This window comes from Citrobacter sp. NCU1 (assembly GCF_010231475.1).
GTDB lineage: Bacteria > Pseudomonadota > Gammaproteobacteria > Enterobacterales > Enterobacteriaceae > Citrobacter_D.
The window spans coordinates 1-15,851 of the sequence record NZ_NRDO01000083.1 but is presented as its reverse complement, the minus strand read 5'-3'; the positions used below and the strand labels follow the sequence as shown (position 1 = coordinate 15,851).

At 50.8% G+C, this 15,851-nt stretch carries 14 protein-coding genes; 13 read left to right on the top strand and 1 reads right to left on the bottom strand.

Going from position 1 to position 15,851, the window contains the following annotated elements:
- Positions 1–377 precede the first annotated feature (377 nt).
- The 13 genes from CJP72_RS21600 to CJP72_RS21540 all read left to right on the top strand — a co-directional run bounded on the left by CJP72_RS21600 (position 378) and on the right by CJP72_RS21540 (position 15,529).
- A complete protein-coding gene (locus CJP72_RS21600) occupies positions 378–2,057 on the top strand; it encodes a hypothetical protein (protein WP_162383357.1) in 1,680 nt (559 codons plus the stop codon).
- Positions 2,058–2,070: 13 nt separating this feature from the next.
- Positions 2,071–2,367, top strand: coding sequence for a DUF1496 domain-containing protein (locus CJP72_RS21595; protein WP_162383356.1), 297 nt, complete (start codon positions 2,071–2,073; stop codon positions 2,365–2,367).
- 63 nt (positions 2,368–2,430) lie between these two features.
- The gene (locus tag CJP72_RS21590) at positions 2,431–3,621 is read left to right on the top strand and encodes a UDP-N-acetylglucosamine 4,6-dehydratase (RefSeq protein WP_162383355.1); all 1,191 of its coding nucleotides are present in this window, start codon (positions 2,431–2,433) and stop codon (positions 3,619–3,621) included.
- A 10-nt stretch (positions 3,622–3,631) separates the two neighbouring features.
- On the top strand, positions 3,632–4,777 hold the full coding sequence (locus CJP72_RS21585) for a LegC family aminotransferase (protein ID WP_162383354.1): 1,146 nt from the start codon (positions 3,632–3,634) through the stop codon (positions 4,775–4,777).
- 4 nt (positions 4,778–4,781) lie between these two features.
- The gene (neuC, locus tag CJP72_RS21580; RefSeq protein ID WP_162383353.1) at positions 4,782–5,939 is read left to right on the top strand and encodes a UDP-N-acetylglucosamine 2-epimerase; all 1,158 of its coding nucleotides are present in this window, start codon (positions 4,782–4,784) and stop codon (positions 5,937–5,939) included.
- Complete coding sequence (gene neuB, locus CJP72_RS21575) at positions 5,936–7,009, top strand: N-acetylneuraminate synthase (RefSeq protein WP_162383352.1); 1,074 nt, start codon at positions 5,936–5,938, stop codon at positions 7,007–7,009. The genes neuC and neuB overlap by 4 nt, the downstream gene beginning before the upstream one ends.
- Positions 7,002–7,652, top strand: a complete 651-nt coding sequence (locus CJP72_RS21570) for a NeuD/PglB/VioB family sugar acetyltransferase (RefSeq protein WP_162383351.1) — start codon at positions 7,002–7,004, stop codon at positions 7,650–7,652. The genes neuB and CJP72_RS21570 overlap by 8 nt, the downstream gene beginning before the upstream one ends.
- 7 nt (positions 7,653–7,659) lie before the next feature.
- Positions 7,660–8,715, top strand: a complete 1,056-nt coding sequence (locus tag CJP72_RS21565) for a nucleotidyltransferase family protein (protein WP_162383350.1) — start codon at positions 7,660–7,662, stop codon at positions 8,713–8,715.
- Entirely contained in the window at positions 8,716–9,396 is a 681-nt protein-coding gene (locus CJP72_RS21560) for an acylneuraminate cytidylyltransferase family protein (protein WP_162383349.1), read from the top strand.
- Between the two features lie 338 nt (positions 9,397–9,734).
- A complete protein-coding gene (locus CJP72_RS21555; RefSeq protein ID WP_162383348.1) occupies positions 9,735–10,409 on the top strand; it encodes a response regulator in 675 nt (224 codons plus the stop codon).
- A gap of 38 nt (positions 10,410–10,447) precedes the next feature.
- A complete protein-coding gene (locus CJP72_RS21550; RefSeq protein WP_162383347.1) occupies positions 10,448–11,809 on the top strand; it encodes an ATP-binding protein in 1,362 nt (453 codons plus the stop codon).
- Positions 11,810–12,566: 757 nt separating this feature from the next.
- On the top strand, positions 12,567–13,274 hold the full coding sequence (locus CJP72_RS21545; RefSeq protein ID WP_162383346.1) for an oligogalacturonate-specific porin KdgM family protein: 708 nt from the start codon (positions 12,567–12,569) through the stop codon (positions 13,272–13,274).
- Between the two features lie 701 nt (positions 13,275–13,975).
- Positions 13,976–15,529, top strand: a complete 1,554-nt coding sequence (locus CJP72_RS21540) for a peptide MFS transporter (RefSeq protein WP_162383345.1) — start codon at positions 13,976–13,978, stop codon at positions 15,527–15,529.
- A 43-nt stretch (positions 15,530–15,572) separates the two neighbouring features.
- On the opposite strand, the gene CJP72_RS25685 is transcribed toward CJP72_RS21540, so the two are convergent.
- Positions 15,573–15,851, bottom strand: a 279-nt coding sequence (locus CJP72_RS25685) for a hypothetical protein (protein WP_446714987.1), incomplete at its 5' end; no start/stop codon positions are given.

Here is a 15,851-nt window from a genome sequence, read left to right as displayed (position 1 = left end):
GAAAATCGATGAGACGTTGACGGCTGACCGGGTCCGCCCGCAGGGACGCGGGCGGAGGGGACGGCCTGCCGGGACGCAGGCTCGACCCCGACCCGAAAGGCAGACGGCATAAGGCGAATGTATCGCGAAGCGACGATTTTCCTGCCGGGAGCCAGGGTTGCAAGGGAGGCGGCGGCGAGCCTCCCTTGCACGTTCACAGGGAGTGTGGTTTCAGAGAAGCAGTGGACATAAGGTGAACGTCACCCTTAGCCAGAGTAAAAAGGTTCTCTAACTGACCAGCATTAGGGGGAGTCGAAAGGTGATTCATTGTTGGCACGATATTTGCTTTTTACCAGACAATAATGCCGTGAACGTCAGCGAAGACAGAGAAAAGTGTGATGACTCAACCTCTCCCCCATCTGGTGCGGATCTATCTTGATCCCTTTACGATGCCCATGTTGCAACAACTGCTCCATTTTTGCCGTCACAGCGAAGAAGAGCACACAACCTCCCTTACCACCTGGGGACGTTCGACTTTGCAGGATGGTGAACAACTGCATCCGCGCCATCAGCATTTTCAACAGGGCATTGCCCCGGTGATTGGGGTTTATGAGCGACTGATAGCACTGTGCGAGCAGCATGGGCGCATTGAGGTTGAGATCCACTCGAATCTTATCTATAGCGCGGATGCGCTGGCGCCGCTGCTTAATGCGCTGCACTTTCTCAAATATCCGGTGCGGATGCTGCATCTTTATGAAGATGGAACGTTCGACTACTGTGAGTTGCTCAAACTCAGTGATGAACCGGAGCGGCTGACACAACGGGAAGCGATCCTGTGTCGTCTTGAGAGCTATCTCTATGAATCCCCTCGAAGCGTCGGTTTTAGCGGCCCAGGGCAGGAAAAAATCATTGTGGGGCAGGGGTGGCATCGCTTCTATCCCACTCGCTACCACATGGTTAGACCTGACATTTTGACCCGTTTGCCCGCCTTAAAATCACTGGCCGACGAGGTGCTTCCCCATATGGAACGGACCGACTGGGGGGATTTTGATTTGCTGGCGCCTCATCAGCAGGCGTGGTTATTCCACGCCGTTGGGGTTGACAGGGCCTCCCTGGAGCATCTGATGGCCGGGTGCGGGGATGCGATCATCGTGCTGGGAACGTCGCAAAACGTCGAGGATGCGCAAGGTCTGGCGGCGCGAGGGATCATCCGACTCCATCACGATTTACTCAAGCATATCCGTAAGGTGGGGTCTCCCCTGCATATTAGCGGCAAGCCGGCGTTGCTCTTTAAGGGGCATCCGGCGGGACACATCGTGAATGACCATATTGTTCGGAAAAATCCCCAGTTGATTCCCCTGCCGGCATCGATGCCGATGGAGTTGCTGCTGATGCTCAAGGCGCCGATTCGGGGCATTTGCGGCTTTATGTCCAGCACCCACCTTAGCCTGAATAAGGAGCAGATCCCCTTTATTCTCGCGCCTCCTGAGCAGAATGTGCCGCGCGAGGTGGCGTTGCGCCAGTGGCCTTTGCAACGACTGGCACTGCTGCTGGGTATCGTTGAAGAGCGGCAGATTGTGCTCTACAGCGAACTCTACCGGCGCGGTGAAATTCCTTATCCGTATTGGGATAAATACACCAGTCAGTCTTTGGCAGGGAAGAGGGCAATGAACGATATCCGGCGGGGATCGGGTCTGACGTTGCCGCAGAAGACGTTGGTGCTGGGTTTTTATATCAGCCACCCGAATGAGTTCATCGCCCTGGAGAAGAGCCTGGACAATCTGGTACGGATGGGATTCCAGTGCATGCTGGCTATCGATGAGACGAGCCCGGACTTTAACGCTGTGTGTTCGCACATGAGCACGGTGACACGCAAAGATCTGCAAGCATTTACACTCGCGGCGATCAAAGAGGCGGACTTCCGTTTCGACTGCTTCGCCGTACCCGCAGGGCGCGAAGACCTGCATACCTATGGTTATCACTGGACGGAGTATAGCCCCATGAGCAGTCAGGGCACTCAGCAGAACATGATCATGGGGATCCTTAATGCCCAGAAGAAATATGTGATTCTAATGTGAAGCGAGGAAATCGATGAGAACGCTCCTGATGTTCACGCTGTTATCGCTGCTGTCAGCACCTGCGGTGGCGAACCGGACCGAATTCAACATTAATACCGACAACCTGAGCGAACGTGCCTGTTATTTCGACGGTAAACGCTATTCCGAAGGCGCAAGGTTGCAAAACGGCGCGGAGACTATCCGCTGTGGCGTGCTGGACGATGTAACGGAAAACGGCGCATTGGGGTGGCTACGTGAAGGCGACACAGAGAAGACCAGCATCAGGCAAAGTCAGGATGCCTCGGGCCGGGTCATTGAGATCCGTAAATAAGCTGCCCGGGATGGGATGTGGGCTGTTGCGATAAACACATTACAATTTTTGCCAGGAATCACCATGCTTTCAATTCTTCCCCTCATTGGGCGCACTGACGCCCTGTTTGCCCAGGACATCGACGATGTTGAATTAGCGCTGAATTTATGGGTTGTCCAGTCCCGCTTTCTGGTTTTAGGCGGCGCAGGCTCTATCGGTCAGGCTGTCACCCGGGAGATTTTTAAACGCCAGCCCAAAAAACTTCATGTTGTTGATATTAGTGAAAACAACATCGTCGAACTCGTTCGTGATATCCGCAGTTCGCTGGGGTACATCGACGGGGATTTTCAGACCTTTGCCCTCGATATCGGTTCGCTCGAGTATGACGCGTTTATCGAGGCCGATGGTCAGTATGACTATGTTCTCAATTTGTCGGCACTCAAGCACGTACGCAGCGAAAAAGATCCGTATACCTTGATGAGAATGATCGACGTCAACATCTTCAATACTGACAAGACGCTTCGCCAGTCGATTGCGGCGGGCGTTAAAAAATACTTCTGTGTCTCCACCGATAAGGCGGCTAATCCCGTCAATATGATGGGTGCTTCCAAGCGGATTATGGAGATGTTCCTGATGCGCAGAAGCGAGCAAATCGCTATCTCTACCGCTCGCTTTGCCAATGTGGCGTTTTCTGATGGTTCCCTGCTTCACGGTTTTAATCAGAGGCTGCAAAAGCAGCAACCGATAGTGGCCCCGAACGATATCAAACGTTATTTCGTGACGGCGCAGGAAGCCGGAGAACTGTGTCTGATGTCCTGCATTTTCGGTGAAAACCGAGACATCTTCTTCCCTAAATTGCGTGAAGAACAGCACCTCATCACCTTTGCTGAGATCGCCACCAAATACCTCCAGCAGCGGGGGTATGAGCCGTATCTCTGTCAGGATGAGAATGAGGCGCGCGAGCTTGCAAAGACCTTACCGGCGCAAGGGCGTTGGCCTTGTCTGTTCACCACCAGCGATACGACGGGCGAAAAAGAGGTTGAAGAGTTCTTCACGGAAAAAGAAACCCTGGATATGGCGCGATTCAACAGTATCGGCGTGATTAAAAATACGCCCGGTTACCCGTCAGCCTTGCTGAAGGTCTTTGAGAGTGAAATTCGTGCGATGAGAGCAAGTCGTCAATGGAGCAAAGACGAACTCGTTTCCCTTTTCTTTGAGCTGGTACCCGAGTTCGGTCATCAGGAGACCGGTAAGTACCTTGATGCGAAGATGTAAGGTGGATCCAATGCAATCATCCCGTCTGGTCACGTTTATTCGTGATACGTATAAAACCAATGGGGTTATCCCATTGCACGCGCCGGTATTTTCACAAAAGGAACGCATCAACGTCGCGGACACGATTGAGAGTTCGTTTGTGTCCAGCGTCGGTCGCTATGTTGGTGAATTTGAACGCCGGATAGAAGCGTTTACCGGCAGTTCGAGTGCGGTCGCGACCGTCAATGGAACGGCTGCGCTGCATGCCGCCTTGTACATGTCCGGAGTTAAACGCGATGACCTGGTGATCACTCAGGCCCTGACATTTGTGGCGACCTGCAATGCGCTTTATCACATGGGGGCGCAACCCGTCTTTGTCGATGTTTCGAAAACCAGTCTGAGCCTGTGCCCGCGCGCCGTTGATGCGTATCTGCAAGAGCATGCCGCGCTGAGCGAATTAGGGTGTTTTCACAAGGAAACGGGGCAGCGTATTAAAGCTGTTGTGCCGATGCACACCTTCGGCCATCCGGCTGAACTGGATGAATTACTGCAGCTGTGTCAGCAGTGGCGTCTGGTACTGATCGAAGATGCGGCTGAAAGCCTGGGTTCTTTCTACAAGGGCCAGCATACGGGGACGGTGGGCGAGTTTGGTGCCCTCAGTTTCAACGGCAACAAGATAATCACCACGGGCGGCGGCGGCATGGTGCTTTGCCAGCGTGCAGAGCAGGGCGTTCATACCCGGCATGTCACAACGACGGCGAAGTTGCCCCATCCTTATGAATTTTTTCACGATGAACCGGCGTTTAACTACCGTCTCCCGAACCTTAATGCGGCGCTGGGGTGCGCTCAGATGGAGTCGCTGCCGACGTTCCTGAAACAGAAAAGGGCATTAGCACACCATTATGCAGCGTTCTTCCGGGGGCAAGACTGCCAGTTTGTCGAGGAGCCTGGCTACGCGCGTTCTAACTACTGGCTCAACGCCATTATTTGCGAGAGCGAGGCCCAGCGTGACGCGTTGCTGGCAGAAACCAACGCCAGTGGCGTGATGACTCGCCCCGTCTGGAAACTCATGCATCGACTACCGATGTTTGCCGATGCGCCTCGCGGGGAACTGCGGGTTTCCGAGTGGCTTGAAAGCCGGGTGATTAACTTGCCCAGTTCGCCGGTTGAGGTCTGATGCCATGAGACGAATTGCGGTCTTTACCGGCACCCGGGCGGAATATGGGTTGCTCTATTGGTTGATGAAAGAGATCTCCGCAGCCCCCGATCTGGAGCTGAAAACGGTGGTTTCCGGTTCTCATTTATCACCCGAATTCGGACTGACTTACCGGCAGATAGAACAGGATGGTTTTTTGATTGATGAGCGCATTGAGATGCTGCTCTCTTCTGACACTGCGGTGGGCGTCATCAAAAGTATGGGGCTTGCCCTGATCGGCATGGCCGATGCCCTGGCACGGCTTACGCCAGATGTGCTGGTGATCCTCGGAGATCGTTACGAGGCGCTGGCGATGGCCCAGGCGGCGATGATCATGAGAATTCCCGTGGCTCACCTGCATGGCGGTGAAATTACCGAAGGCGCTTACGATGACGCCATTCGTCATGCGATCACCAAACTGAGTTATCTCCATTTCACCGCCAATGAAACCTATCGCCAGCGGGTTATCCAGTTGGGGGAGGCGCCTGGGAACGTCTTCAATCTGGGGGCGATAGGGCTTGATAGCATCGACAGGACACCGCTGATGTCCAGGGAGGCGTTGAGCGCATCCCTCGGATTCGCGCTCGACAACCCCTATTTCGTGGTGACTTATCACCCTGTCACCCTCTTTTCAGAGCCTGCGGTAGAGAGCTTTCAGGCATTGCTGAACGCGCTGGATGATTATCCTGACTATCAGGTGATAGTGACATATCCCAACGCGGATGACGGCGGGCGACAACTCATTCCGTTACTTAAGCACTATGCGGCGTCACAACCTGGGCGGGTGCTGGCTATCCCTTCCCTGGGGCACGCGCGCTATCTCAGTGCGGTCAAACATTGCGCTGCCGTGATTGGCAACTCTTCCAGCGGCATTATCGAAGTGCCTTCGCTGCGGGTGCCAACGGTGAATATCGGGCAACGGCAGAAGGGGAGAATGGCGGCGGCCAGCGTGGCGCATTGTCAGCCTGATTACGTCTCTATTTCCTCGGCCATCAAGGACGCGCTGTGTCCTCTCCCTGACAGTGCCTTTGCCAACCCGTATGGCATGGGGGATGTGAGCACCCGCATTGTGGCGGTACTGCGTCGTTATCCGCTGACAACAGCCAAGGTTTTTCATGATATTGCCAGGAGCTTACCCCAATGATCAGCATAATCGCAGAGGCAGGCGTCAATCATAATGGCGATGAGTCCCTGGCCCATGCGCTTGTCGATGCCGCCTGGCAGGCCGGTGCGGACATCGTGAAATTTCAAACGTTCAGGGCCGATAAACTGGTCACCCGCAATGCCCGGCAAGCCCAATATCAGACGGCCAATACGGGGAAATCGGAAAGCCAACTCGCCATGCTCTCCCGATTAGAGCTCTCTTTTGAGGCGCATCTTCGTCTCATCCGCCATTGCGAAGCGCGGGGGATCGGATTTCTTTCCACGGCCTTTGATGACGACAGCCTTGATTTCCTGGTTCGCGATATCCGGTTGCAAACCCTGAAAATTCCCTCTGGCGAGCTAACCAACGCGCCCTTTGTACTCAGGCATGCCCGCAGCGGCTGCAACCTGATTGTCTCCACCGGAATGGCGACCCTGGCCGAGGTGGAATCGGCGCTGGCGGTCATCGCGTTTGGATTGATCCGGGAACACGATGCCGCGCCGGGGATGGGCGCCTTTATGGCGGCCTATGCCTCACCGCAGGGGCAGGCGGCGCTGCGCGAAAAAGTGACGCTGCTGCATTGCACCACCGAATACCCGGCGCCGATGTCTGATATCAATCTGAATGCCATCAACACGCTGGCTCATGCCTTCGGCTTGCCGGTGGGTTACTCCGATCATAGTGAGGGCATTACGGTTCCTGTTGCGGCTGTCGCCCGTGGTGCCTGTCTTATCGAAAAACACTTTACCCTGGATAAAACGATGGCGGGGCCCGATCACCAGGCTTCGCTGGAGCCGTCTGAGCTGACCGACATGGTTAATGCGATCCGCAATGTCGAGATGGCGCTCGGCAATGGCATCAAGGGACCGCGTCCGTGTGAGCTGAAAAACATCGCCATTGCCAGAAAGAGCCTGGTGGCGGCCTGCGACATCGCGCGGGGGATGGAGCTCAATGAGCATAACGTGGCGATTATGCGCCCCGGAGAGGGCATGAGTCCCTATTGCTGGTGGGATGTGATCGGCAAGCGAGCAAGCCATGCCTACCTGGCAGGAGATCTGATTCGTGAATAAGCCGCTAATTATGATCGGCGCAGGGGGTCATGCTTCAGTACTGGCCGATATCCTCACCCGGCAAGGACAGACGATTCTGGCGTTGGTCGCGCCGGAATCGTCAGGCAAAGGGGCGTTGGCGGGATTACCGCTGTGGCAGGACGAGACGCTCTGTATGACGTTTTCTCCCGAAAAGTGTGTGTTGGTCAACGGGATCGGCTCACTTCCGGGCTGCGGACTGCGGGCCAGAATTTTCGCGCACTATCTCGAAAAGGGATATCGCTTTGCCTGCGTACTGGCGCAGGAAGCCGTTATTTCTCCCCATGCCAGCCTCGGGCAAGGCGTGCAGGTGATGCCGGGTGCCATTGTACAGAGCGGTGCGCAGATTGGTGACAACAGCATCATCAATACCGGAGCCATTGTCGAGCATGACTGCGTGGTGGGCCGCCACGCGCATCTTGCTCCGCGCGCGGTGTTATGTGGTGGCGCGACTCTGGGAGAACGCGTGCATGTCGGTAGCGGAGCCGTCGTTATCCAGGGGCTTCAATTGGGTCACGAGGCGGTTGTCGGCGCGGGGGCGATATTGACCCGTCATTTGCCAGAAAATCACATTGTCTATCCTGCCCGTCCTTACCTGACCGAGCGGAATAATAAACAGGGATAATATTGCAATGAGCAAAGATTGGAAAAAGATCTTGTTATCACCCCAGGATTCTCTGCGTGATGCCTTGTCTATCGTGAATGAAGAAGCCCTGCGCGTGGCGATGGTTGTTGATGAGCAGGAGAGACTGTTGGGGGTCGTCACGGATGGTGATATCAGACGAGCCATTCTGGCTGACGTGAGCCTGAGCACTGCCGTTGCAGCGGTCATGAACCGTCATCCCGTGACCTCTCCCATGAATTGCAGCCGAAATGAAGTTCTCACAGAAATGAAGACGCGCAGTATTCTTTCTATTCCGGTTGTGGCTGATGATGGTCGTCTGGTCGGGCTGGAAACCTGGGAGACGGCTTCGGCTCATCGCCGATATGAAAATCCTGTCTTTATCATGGCGGGTGGTTTCGGGACACGCCTGAAACCGCTGACAGATCATTGCCCAAAGCCGATGCTGAAAATTGGCGGAAAGCCGATGCTGGAAATCCTGGTTGAGCGTTTCGCAAAAACCGGATTCAGAAATATTTATATTTCCACCCACTATTTGCCAGACGTGATCAGGGATTATTTTGGTGACGGGCGTCACTGGGGAGTTAATATTGAATATGTGCACGAAGAGGTTCCTCTTGGTACCGGCGGAGCGTTGGGGTTGCTACCCGACAATATCCCTGACTTACCCCTGATTATGATCAATGGCGACGTGCTGACCTCGCTCGATTTTGAACGATTCATGCTATTTCATGATACGCACTCACCGGCTGCTACCATGTGTATTCGCCAGTATGAATATCAGGTGCCTTATGGCGTGATCAGTTGTGATGGTGAAAAAGTCATCGAAATGACAGAAAAACCGATTCACCGTTATTTCGTTAATGCGGGAATTTATATGTTAAGCCAGAAGGTGCTAAAAAGCGTGCCCAAAGGGATATCGATTGATATGCCAGCACTGCTGGATTCAAATATCAATGAGGGCTCCAGTGTATTGATGTTCCCCATTCACGAGTACTGGCTTGATATTGGACGACTGGATGATTTTCATCGTGCCCAGGCCGATATTCATCAGTTGGTGTGGTAAATGAAAATAGCCATCATTCCAGCGCGCGGAGGAAGCCAGCGTTTACCGGGCAAGAATATAAAAAATTTATCCGGTAAGCCCATGATCGCCTGGTCTATTGAGGCGGCGCTAAACAGTACATTATTTGATCTGGTGCTGGTGAGTACCGATTGCCAGCAAATATCAGACATCGCAGAACACTATGGCGCCATTGTCCCTTGTTTAAGGCCTGCGGGACTGGCGAGTGATACAGCAACAACAAATGATGTTATTTCTCATATGGTTGATATAGTTGAAGCGCGTTGGGGAGACGTTGATACGATCACTTTACTGCAACCTACATCACCGCTACGGACAACGTTAAACATTGTTGAGGCTCACGCGTTGTATGAGGAAATGGACGCGTTAAGCGTCATTTCTGTCTGTGAAATGGAGCACCCTGTCCAGTTGTGTAATAAACTGCCGGCAGATCGCTCTATGTCTGGATTTATTCAAGAAAAATATAATGTGAGAAGTCAGGAATTAGAATCTCATTATCGAATTAATGGGGCTATCTATATTTTTGACAGAGCATTTGTAGGATCTTTAACCACTATCTATGGCGATAAATCATACGCCTACATTATGCGGCAAGATGAATCTGTCGATATTGATAGCATGCTGGATTTTGACATTGCCGAAATTATCATGACCCGACGATGACCATCCGTCGGTTATTAACTGAAGATATAAAATTACTGACCTGGTCAGAAGTAGCGCATACCGTTGGAAAAGGGGAAGCATCCCGTTGTAATGGAACAAACGTTATACTAAACATGCATTCTTATTGAGCGAAAATTAAAAATACAGAGTGTTTATGGCGGGTTCTAATGCATAATTGGGATAAGGTTAACATTTTTTTAAGGCGTGTTCGTTTTTTTGTGTGAGTTGCATCCCATATTTTCGATACAACGTTTTGAATATTTAATTAAAATTCGATTGACTCTCCCTAATTTAAATCTTTTAATTGGCGGCCTTAATGTTACAAATGTGTGTACCTTATGAAAATACTCCTGGTCGAAGACGACAAGTTGCTGAATCATCATTTAACCAGTTTATTGACTGAGTCCGACAATCAGGTATACAGCACAGATCGCGCCCGGGTAGCACTGCACTATGCGGCCGATTATCCCATTGATGTGGCTATTATTGATCTCGGTTTACCTGATCTGAGTGGTGTGCAACTCATCAGCGAGCTGAGAGCACGGCGAATCCCCTTTCCCATTATTGTGTTAACCGCCCGTGGCAACTGGCAGGATAAAGTGGAAGGGCTGGAGGCCGGAGCCGATGACTATATGGTCAAACCGTTTCAGAAAGATGAGTTACTGGCGCGGCTTAACGCTTTAGTGCGGCGCAGCGCTGGTTTTATCTCTCCCAGGGTGAAGGTGGGAAATTATGAACTGGACCTCTCCCGCAAAGTGTTGACCATTGATAGCGAGTCAGTTGTGCTGACCAGCTTTGAATATCAGATCCTCGAATATTTGATGCGGAATGCTCTCCAGGTCGTTTCGAAGCAACAACTGCTTGACCAGCTCTATGGCGATGGAGAGGGGGATCCGAATGTTGTGGAGGTCATGGTGAGCCGTCTGCGCAAAAAACTGGATCCAGAAGGCACCATTCTGCCCATTTCCACTATTCGTCGTCAGGGTTATATCTTCAATATTTCCTGCAACTGAGTACGACAATTCGGCTTTTTATCTGCTGTCGAGAACCCATGCAACTGATCCTTCGCTCCCTCCATTTCAAGCTGATCATGAGCGCCATGTTGATCATTGCGTTTATGATGTCCTTCTCGGTCTATGTACTCTACCAGGGGCACGCCGAAGAGCAGTCCCAGAAGGTCAGTACCCGCATGCAGGAAAATCTTTCCAGACTCCTCTCCGCCGGGCATCCGGCCTCGCATGGGTTTAAGAATTTTGACAACACCAGGCAGGATATCAGCGATCCTGAACTGGACACATTGATCTGTCGCGCCGATGGCCAGTTGAGCTGGTCGAGCCTGTTTATACCGGAAGTGATCAAGTCTAAAGAAACCCTTTGTCAGGATCTGATGAACTACCTTGGGGAATTATCTCAGGATTATTTTTTTAAGCATTACACCATCAAGAGCGGTGAGAGCTACTTTATCTACAGCCTGCGCTTTCAGCGCGACCACGGTGCTGGTCCCACGACCTACTATCTGGTGATGTTCAACTCCGACGCCGACTTCCGTGTCCAGACGCGTGCCTACCTCTACTGGTGCATTCGCCAGGCACTGTTGGCATATTCGCTACTCGGTGTCCTGCTGATGCTCGCCTGTTTCTGGAGTCTTTCCTCTCTGCGCACTATGGCACGTCAGATAGATGAGATCCGGGAAGGTCAACGGGAAGCGCTCTCCAGTCATTACGAGCGGGAATTACTGCCGTTAACCGGATCAGTCAACCAACTTCTGGAAAACGAGCGGCAACAGACCCAACGCTACCAGCATGCTTTGAACGATTTGGCACACAGCCTGAAGACCCGTCTGTCATTGATCCAGATTACGACCCAGGAGCTCAGATACGGCCAGGAGAGCCATGACAATATCGAAGATCAGATTATTAGTATGGATCAGATTATCCAGTATCAGCTTCGTCGTGCGGTGTCCGGGCGTAAGCGCCTCGCCAGCAAGGGCACGGAACCGGTGCCGCTCATTGAGAAACTGTTGGCGAGCCTCTCCAGGGTCTACCGGCATAAGAAGTTGCAGACGCGCTTTTTATTTGATGATGATGTCTTTTTTGCCGGGGAGCAGGGTGATCTGATGGAGTTGATGGGCAACTTACTCGACAATGCGTTTAAGTTTGCTATCAGTGAAATCAAAGTGACAGTCAGCCATAACAACAATCGGTTGAAGATTGAGGTCGAAGACGACGGCCCTGGTATCGCGCCGGACAAGCTGCAACACATCTTCCTGCGCGGGGTGCGGGCCGACAGCTCATCCGGCCAGGGAATAGGCCTTGCTGTGGCGACTGAAATAGTACACAGCTATGGCGGGCAAATCAGGGTTGAGAGGTCCCCTTTGGGCGGGGCGCATTTTATTCTGATCTTCACCGACTAAGTCGTCGTCTTCTGTTGGGTATACGGTGGTCAACGAAAATTGATCACTGTTTTCACCTGTCATTTCCAGCGCATATTCTATCAGTTAATAAATGCTGCTCCATTATTAAACTTCTACATTATATCAGCGCACTCACTGGTCGATTTTTATGCCACGCTTCAGTGATCGTGCTTATTTATTCCCCTTTATTTAACTAATCTATTTATTGACTGTAACATTTTTTTAATGGAATTTTGAAAACAGTATGCTGGGATGGGTAACCATCAATACCCTAATAATGATGGCATTCATCATTATTGCAGAATGAATTATTTATTATTTATATTTTTTGATTTGATTAAGTATTCTCACTGTTCATAATATTTTTCCATGCAATCTTTAAATAATCTAATTTGTTTAAATTTAAATATGCAAAAACTATTTCACAAGTCACAGATCTTGCGGGTGAAATGATGTTTTATATCGTGATGTTTGATGTTCCAGTCTTTTTATGATGTTGTTTTTGTATTTTATATAATAGTTTTAAGGGTGTTTTTTTTATGTAGCCAAAAGATTACTGTGATTGTTATTTTTTATGTTGCAATCCAATGAAATCACCCCGTTTTTTTAACGTTCTCAATATCTTATTGTGGGCGCGTTTTACTCCGCTGCCGTCTGTTTTTTAGGCAGTTACCAGCAATGGTTAATGTGTAGTCTTTTTTTTTACTCTGAAATTTATTCGGAGTGCATTTTTAGTTTAATAAAATAGGAATAAATAATGACGCGTACTTTTAAACTGAGTTGCATTGCATTAGTTTTGTCTTCCGCAAGCGCTCAGGCATTAACTCTTGATTACCGTCACGAGTATAAACAAGACAGTAAGACACAAGCTAACCGTTTAAAACTTTCGCACACGGCGCCAAATGGCGTTTTTGCCAGCGTTGAAGGCAAAATGGAAGAAAGCACCAAGGTTCAGGAAGATGGTTTCAAAGAGGGCAACGGCTCTTTCTCTGGTAGCGGCAGCGAATGGGAATTAGGGAAAAATTACGCCATTAATGATCGACTGACGTTAGCGCCAGCGTTAAACCTCGATAACGGTGATAAATTTGTTGGCTATCGTGTACAGGTTAAAGCCATTTATAAACTTAACGAAAACTGGGTAACAACGCTTCGCTGGCGTGGTGGTATTCAGAACGATGAAGATCCAAACGTTGCTGACAAAAACTATAACCAGTTTAACTGGGAACTGGGATATGCAAACTCTCACTTTTCAGTCATGGGTGATGTAGAGCGTCGCTTTACTAACTACGATGATTATGAGGGCGACAACGGTTACTGGCTGTTCAACCTGGTTGCGGCGATGCCGGTTAATAAACAATGGACGCCGTATACCGAAATCGGTTATGTGCCGCGCTATCATGCCAGCGTGGACGAAGAAGATGAAATGGAATTCCGTTATCGTTTAGGGGTTAAATACAACTTCTAATCGTTGAAATTATACGATTCGCAACGTGTTGCTGCGACAGTATAATCTGCTCCCCGGATGGCTGATGGTTATCAGTGTCCGGGGATTTGCTTATGAATTATTGCATTTATGAGGCATTGCTCACGTTTTTCGGCCGAGTGACGTCTTTTGCTTAGCGCTAAATCCAGAAGTGCTGGATTGTTTGACATCTGTTACTCTGTGAAACATTAAAACTGTATAAAATCAAGCAAATACAAACTTCCCCGGTTGTTATTCCTGCATTTATTGCTGCCCTTTTTTTGACCTTCCCTGTCAGAACACATTGATCGGTACCCGGTGGAATAGCCCACTCTCTCAAAGCGTACATGGAACCAACGTCATCTTATTTACATCAACACAGCTAACGTGGTTATTCCTCGCCGATCAACATAAAATTGGAAAATATCTTTATTAACTTTTTGTTTATTAAAGAAAATCATTAAGTATGTTGAGCAAATTTCTATGTCAACCTTTATTCTCCTTTTGCCGACATAAAATCTACTAAAGTAGATGTTTGTCGACTTTTCATCTTAAATTATGCTATTTGGTACTAGACAAAACTAGCCACCGGTTATCAAATGGTTAAATAATATTTCGCCGAATGTAAAGCAACGACCAGCGTCATAAAGGACGGCGTGCATTCTGGTGTTTACAAACACGACAACACCTCCTCAGGAGAATTTATGTCTTCCACTGTTAATCAAAACGAAAGCCGAACGTTCTTCGGCCATCCTTATCCGTTGGGATCGCTATTCTTCACAGAAATGTGGGAGCGATTCTCGTTTTACGGAATCCGCCCCTTACTGATCCTATTTATGGCTGCGACTGTCTATGACGGCGGCATGGGGCTGGCCCGTGAAAATGCATCCGCCATTGTGGGTATTTTTGCCGGTACCATGTATCTTGCTGCACTGCCCGGCGGCTGGCTGGCGGATAACTGGCTTGGTCAGCAGAAAGCTGTCTGGTACGGCTCTATTCTGATCGCGCTCGGCCACCTCTCTATCGCACTGTCCGCCTGGATGGGCGATAACCTGTTCTTTATTGGCCTGATGTTTATCGTCCTCGGTTCCGGCTTGTTCAAAACCTGCATCTCGGTCATGGTGGGAACGCTGTACAAGAAAGGGGATGCGCGTCGTGATGGCGGTTTCTCGTTGTTTTATATGGGGATCAATATCGGGTCGTTTATTGCGCAGCTGATCTCCGGCTGGCTGATTAAATCCCACGGCTGGCACTGGGGATTTGGTATCGGCGGTATCGGAATGCTGGTGGCGTTGATTATCTTCCGCGTGTTTGCCGTTCCGGCAATGAAACGCTATGACAGCGAAGTGGGCCTGGACTCAACCTGGAACAGCCCTGTCGTGAAGAAGAAGGGCGTGGGGGGCTGGCTTCTGGCACTGGCGGTGGGCATGGCTATCGTCGTCACGCTGATTGCTCAGGGCGTGATTGTGATTAACCCGGTTGCGGTGGCCAGCATGCTGGTTTACGTGATTGCGGCTTCCGTTGCGCTCTACTTCATTTATCTGTTTGTCTTTGCCGGTCTCAGCCGTAAAGAGCGCGCCAGATTGCTGGTCTGCTTTATTCTGCTGGTTTCTGCCGCCTTCTTCTGGTCTGCATTTGAGCAGAAGCCAACCTCGTTCAACCTGTTTGCTAACGACTATACCAACCGTATGATCGGCGATTTTGAAATTCCGGCCGTGTGGTTCCAGTCGATCAACGCGTTGTTCATTATTCTGCTGGCACCGGTATTTAGCTGGGCATGGCCGATGCTGGCGCAGAAAAACGTGCGTCCGAGCAGTATTACTAAGTTCGTGATTGGTATTTTGTGTGCCGCCGCAGGTTTTGGTTTGATGATGCTGGCTGCGCAAAACGTGCTGAGTAACGGCGGCGCGGGGGTATCGCCGCTGTGGCTGGTCGGAAGTATCCTGATGTTAACGCTTGGCGAACTGTGCCTGAGTCCGATTGGGCTGGCTACCATGACGCTGCTGGCACCAGACAGAATGCGCGGACAGATGATGGGCTTGTGGTTCTGCGCCAGTGCGCTGGGCAATCTGGCGGCAGGTTTGATTGGCGGTCATGTGAAAGCCGACCAACTGGATATGTTGCCTAATCTCTTCGCGCGTTGCTCCATTGCGCTGCTGATCTGCGCCGCAGTGCTGATCGTACTGATTGTTCCGGTGCGTCGCATGCTGGCAAACGCTCAGGTGAAGAATGAGCAAAAACCGATGAGTAATGCCTGATAAGCTCTGATGTTGAACCGTAAAAAAACCGGCACGTGATGTGCTAATGCCAGTCAGTTAAGCTCTGGCAAACCAAAAGCCTGAGGTATTTATCCAGAAGAAGTAACATGCTGGTTTTGCGAACGGTTCCGTTCACTTCATGTTCTTCGCTTCTCTGGCATTTCATGTCCCGTGAACGGGTTAAGGGGGCTATCGCCGCCCCCTTAACAATCCCGGCTCCCGGCAGGAAAATTGCCGCTTCGCGGTGCACCTCCGTTTTTTCCTCCAGGCTACCGGGTCGGGCGCGAGGTAACGTCCCTGTAAAACGCGCCCTGAACCCGCA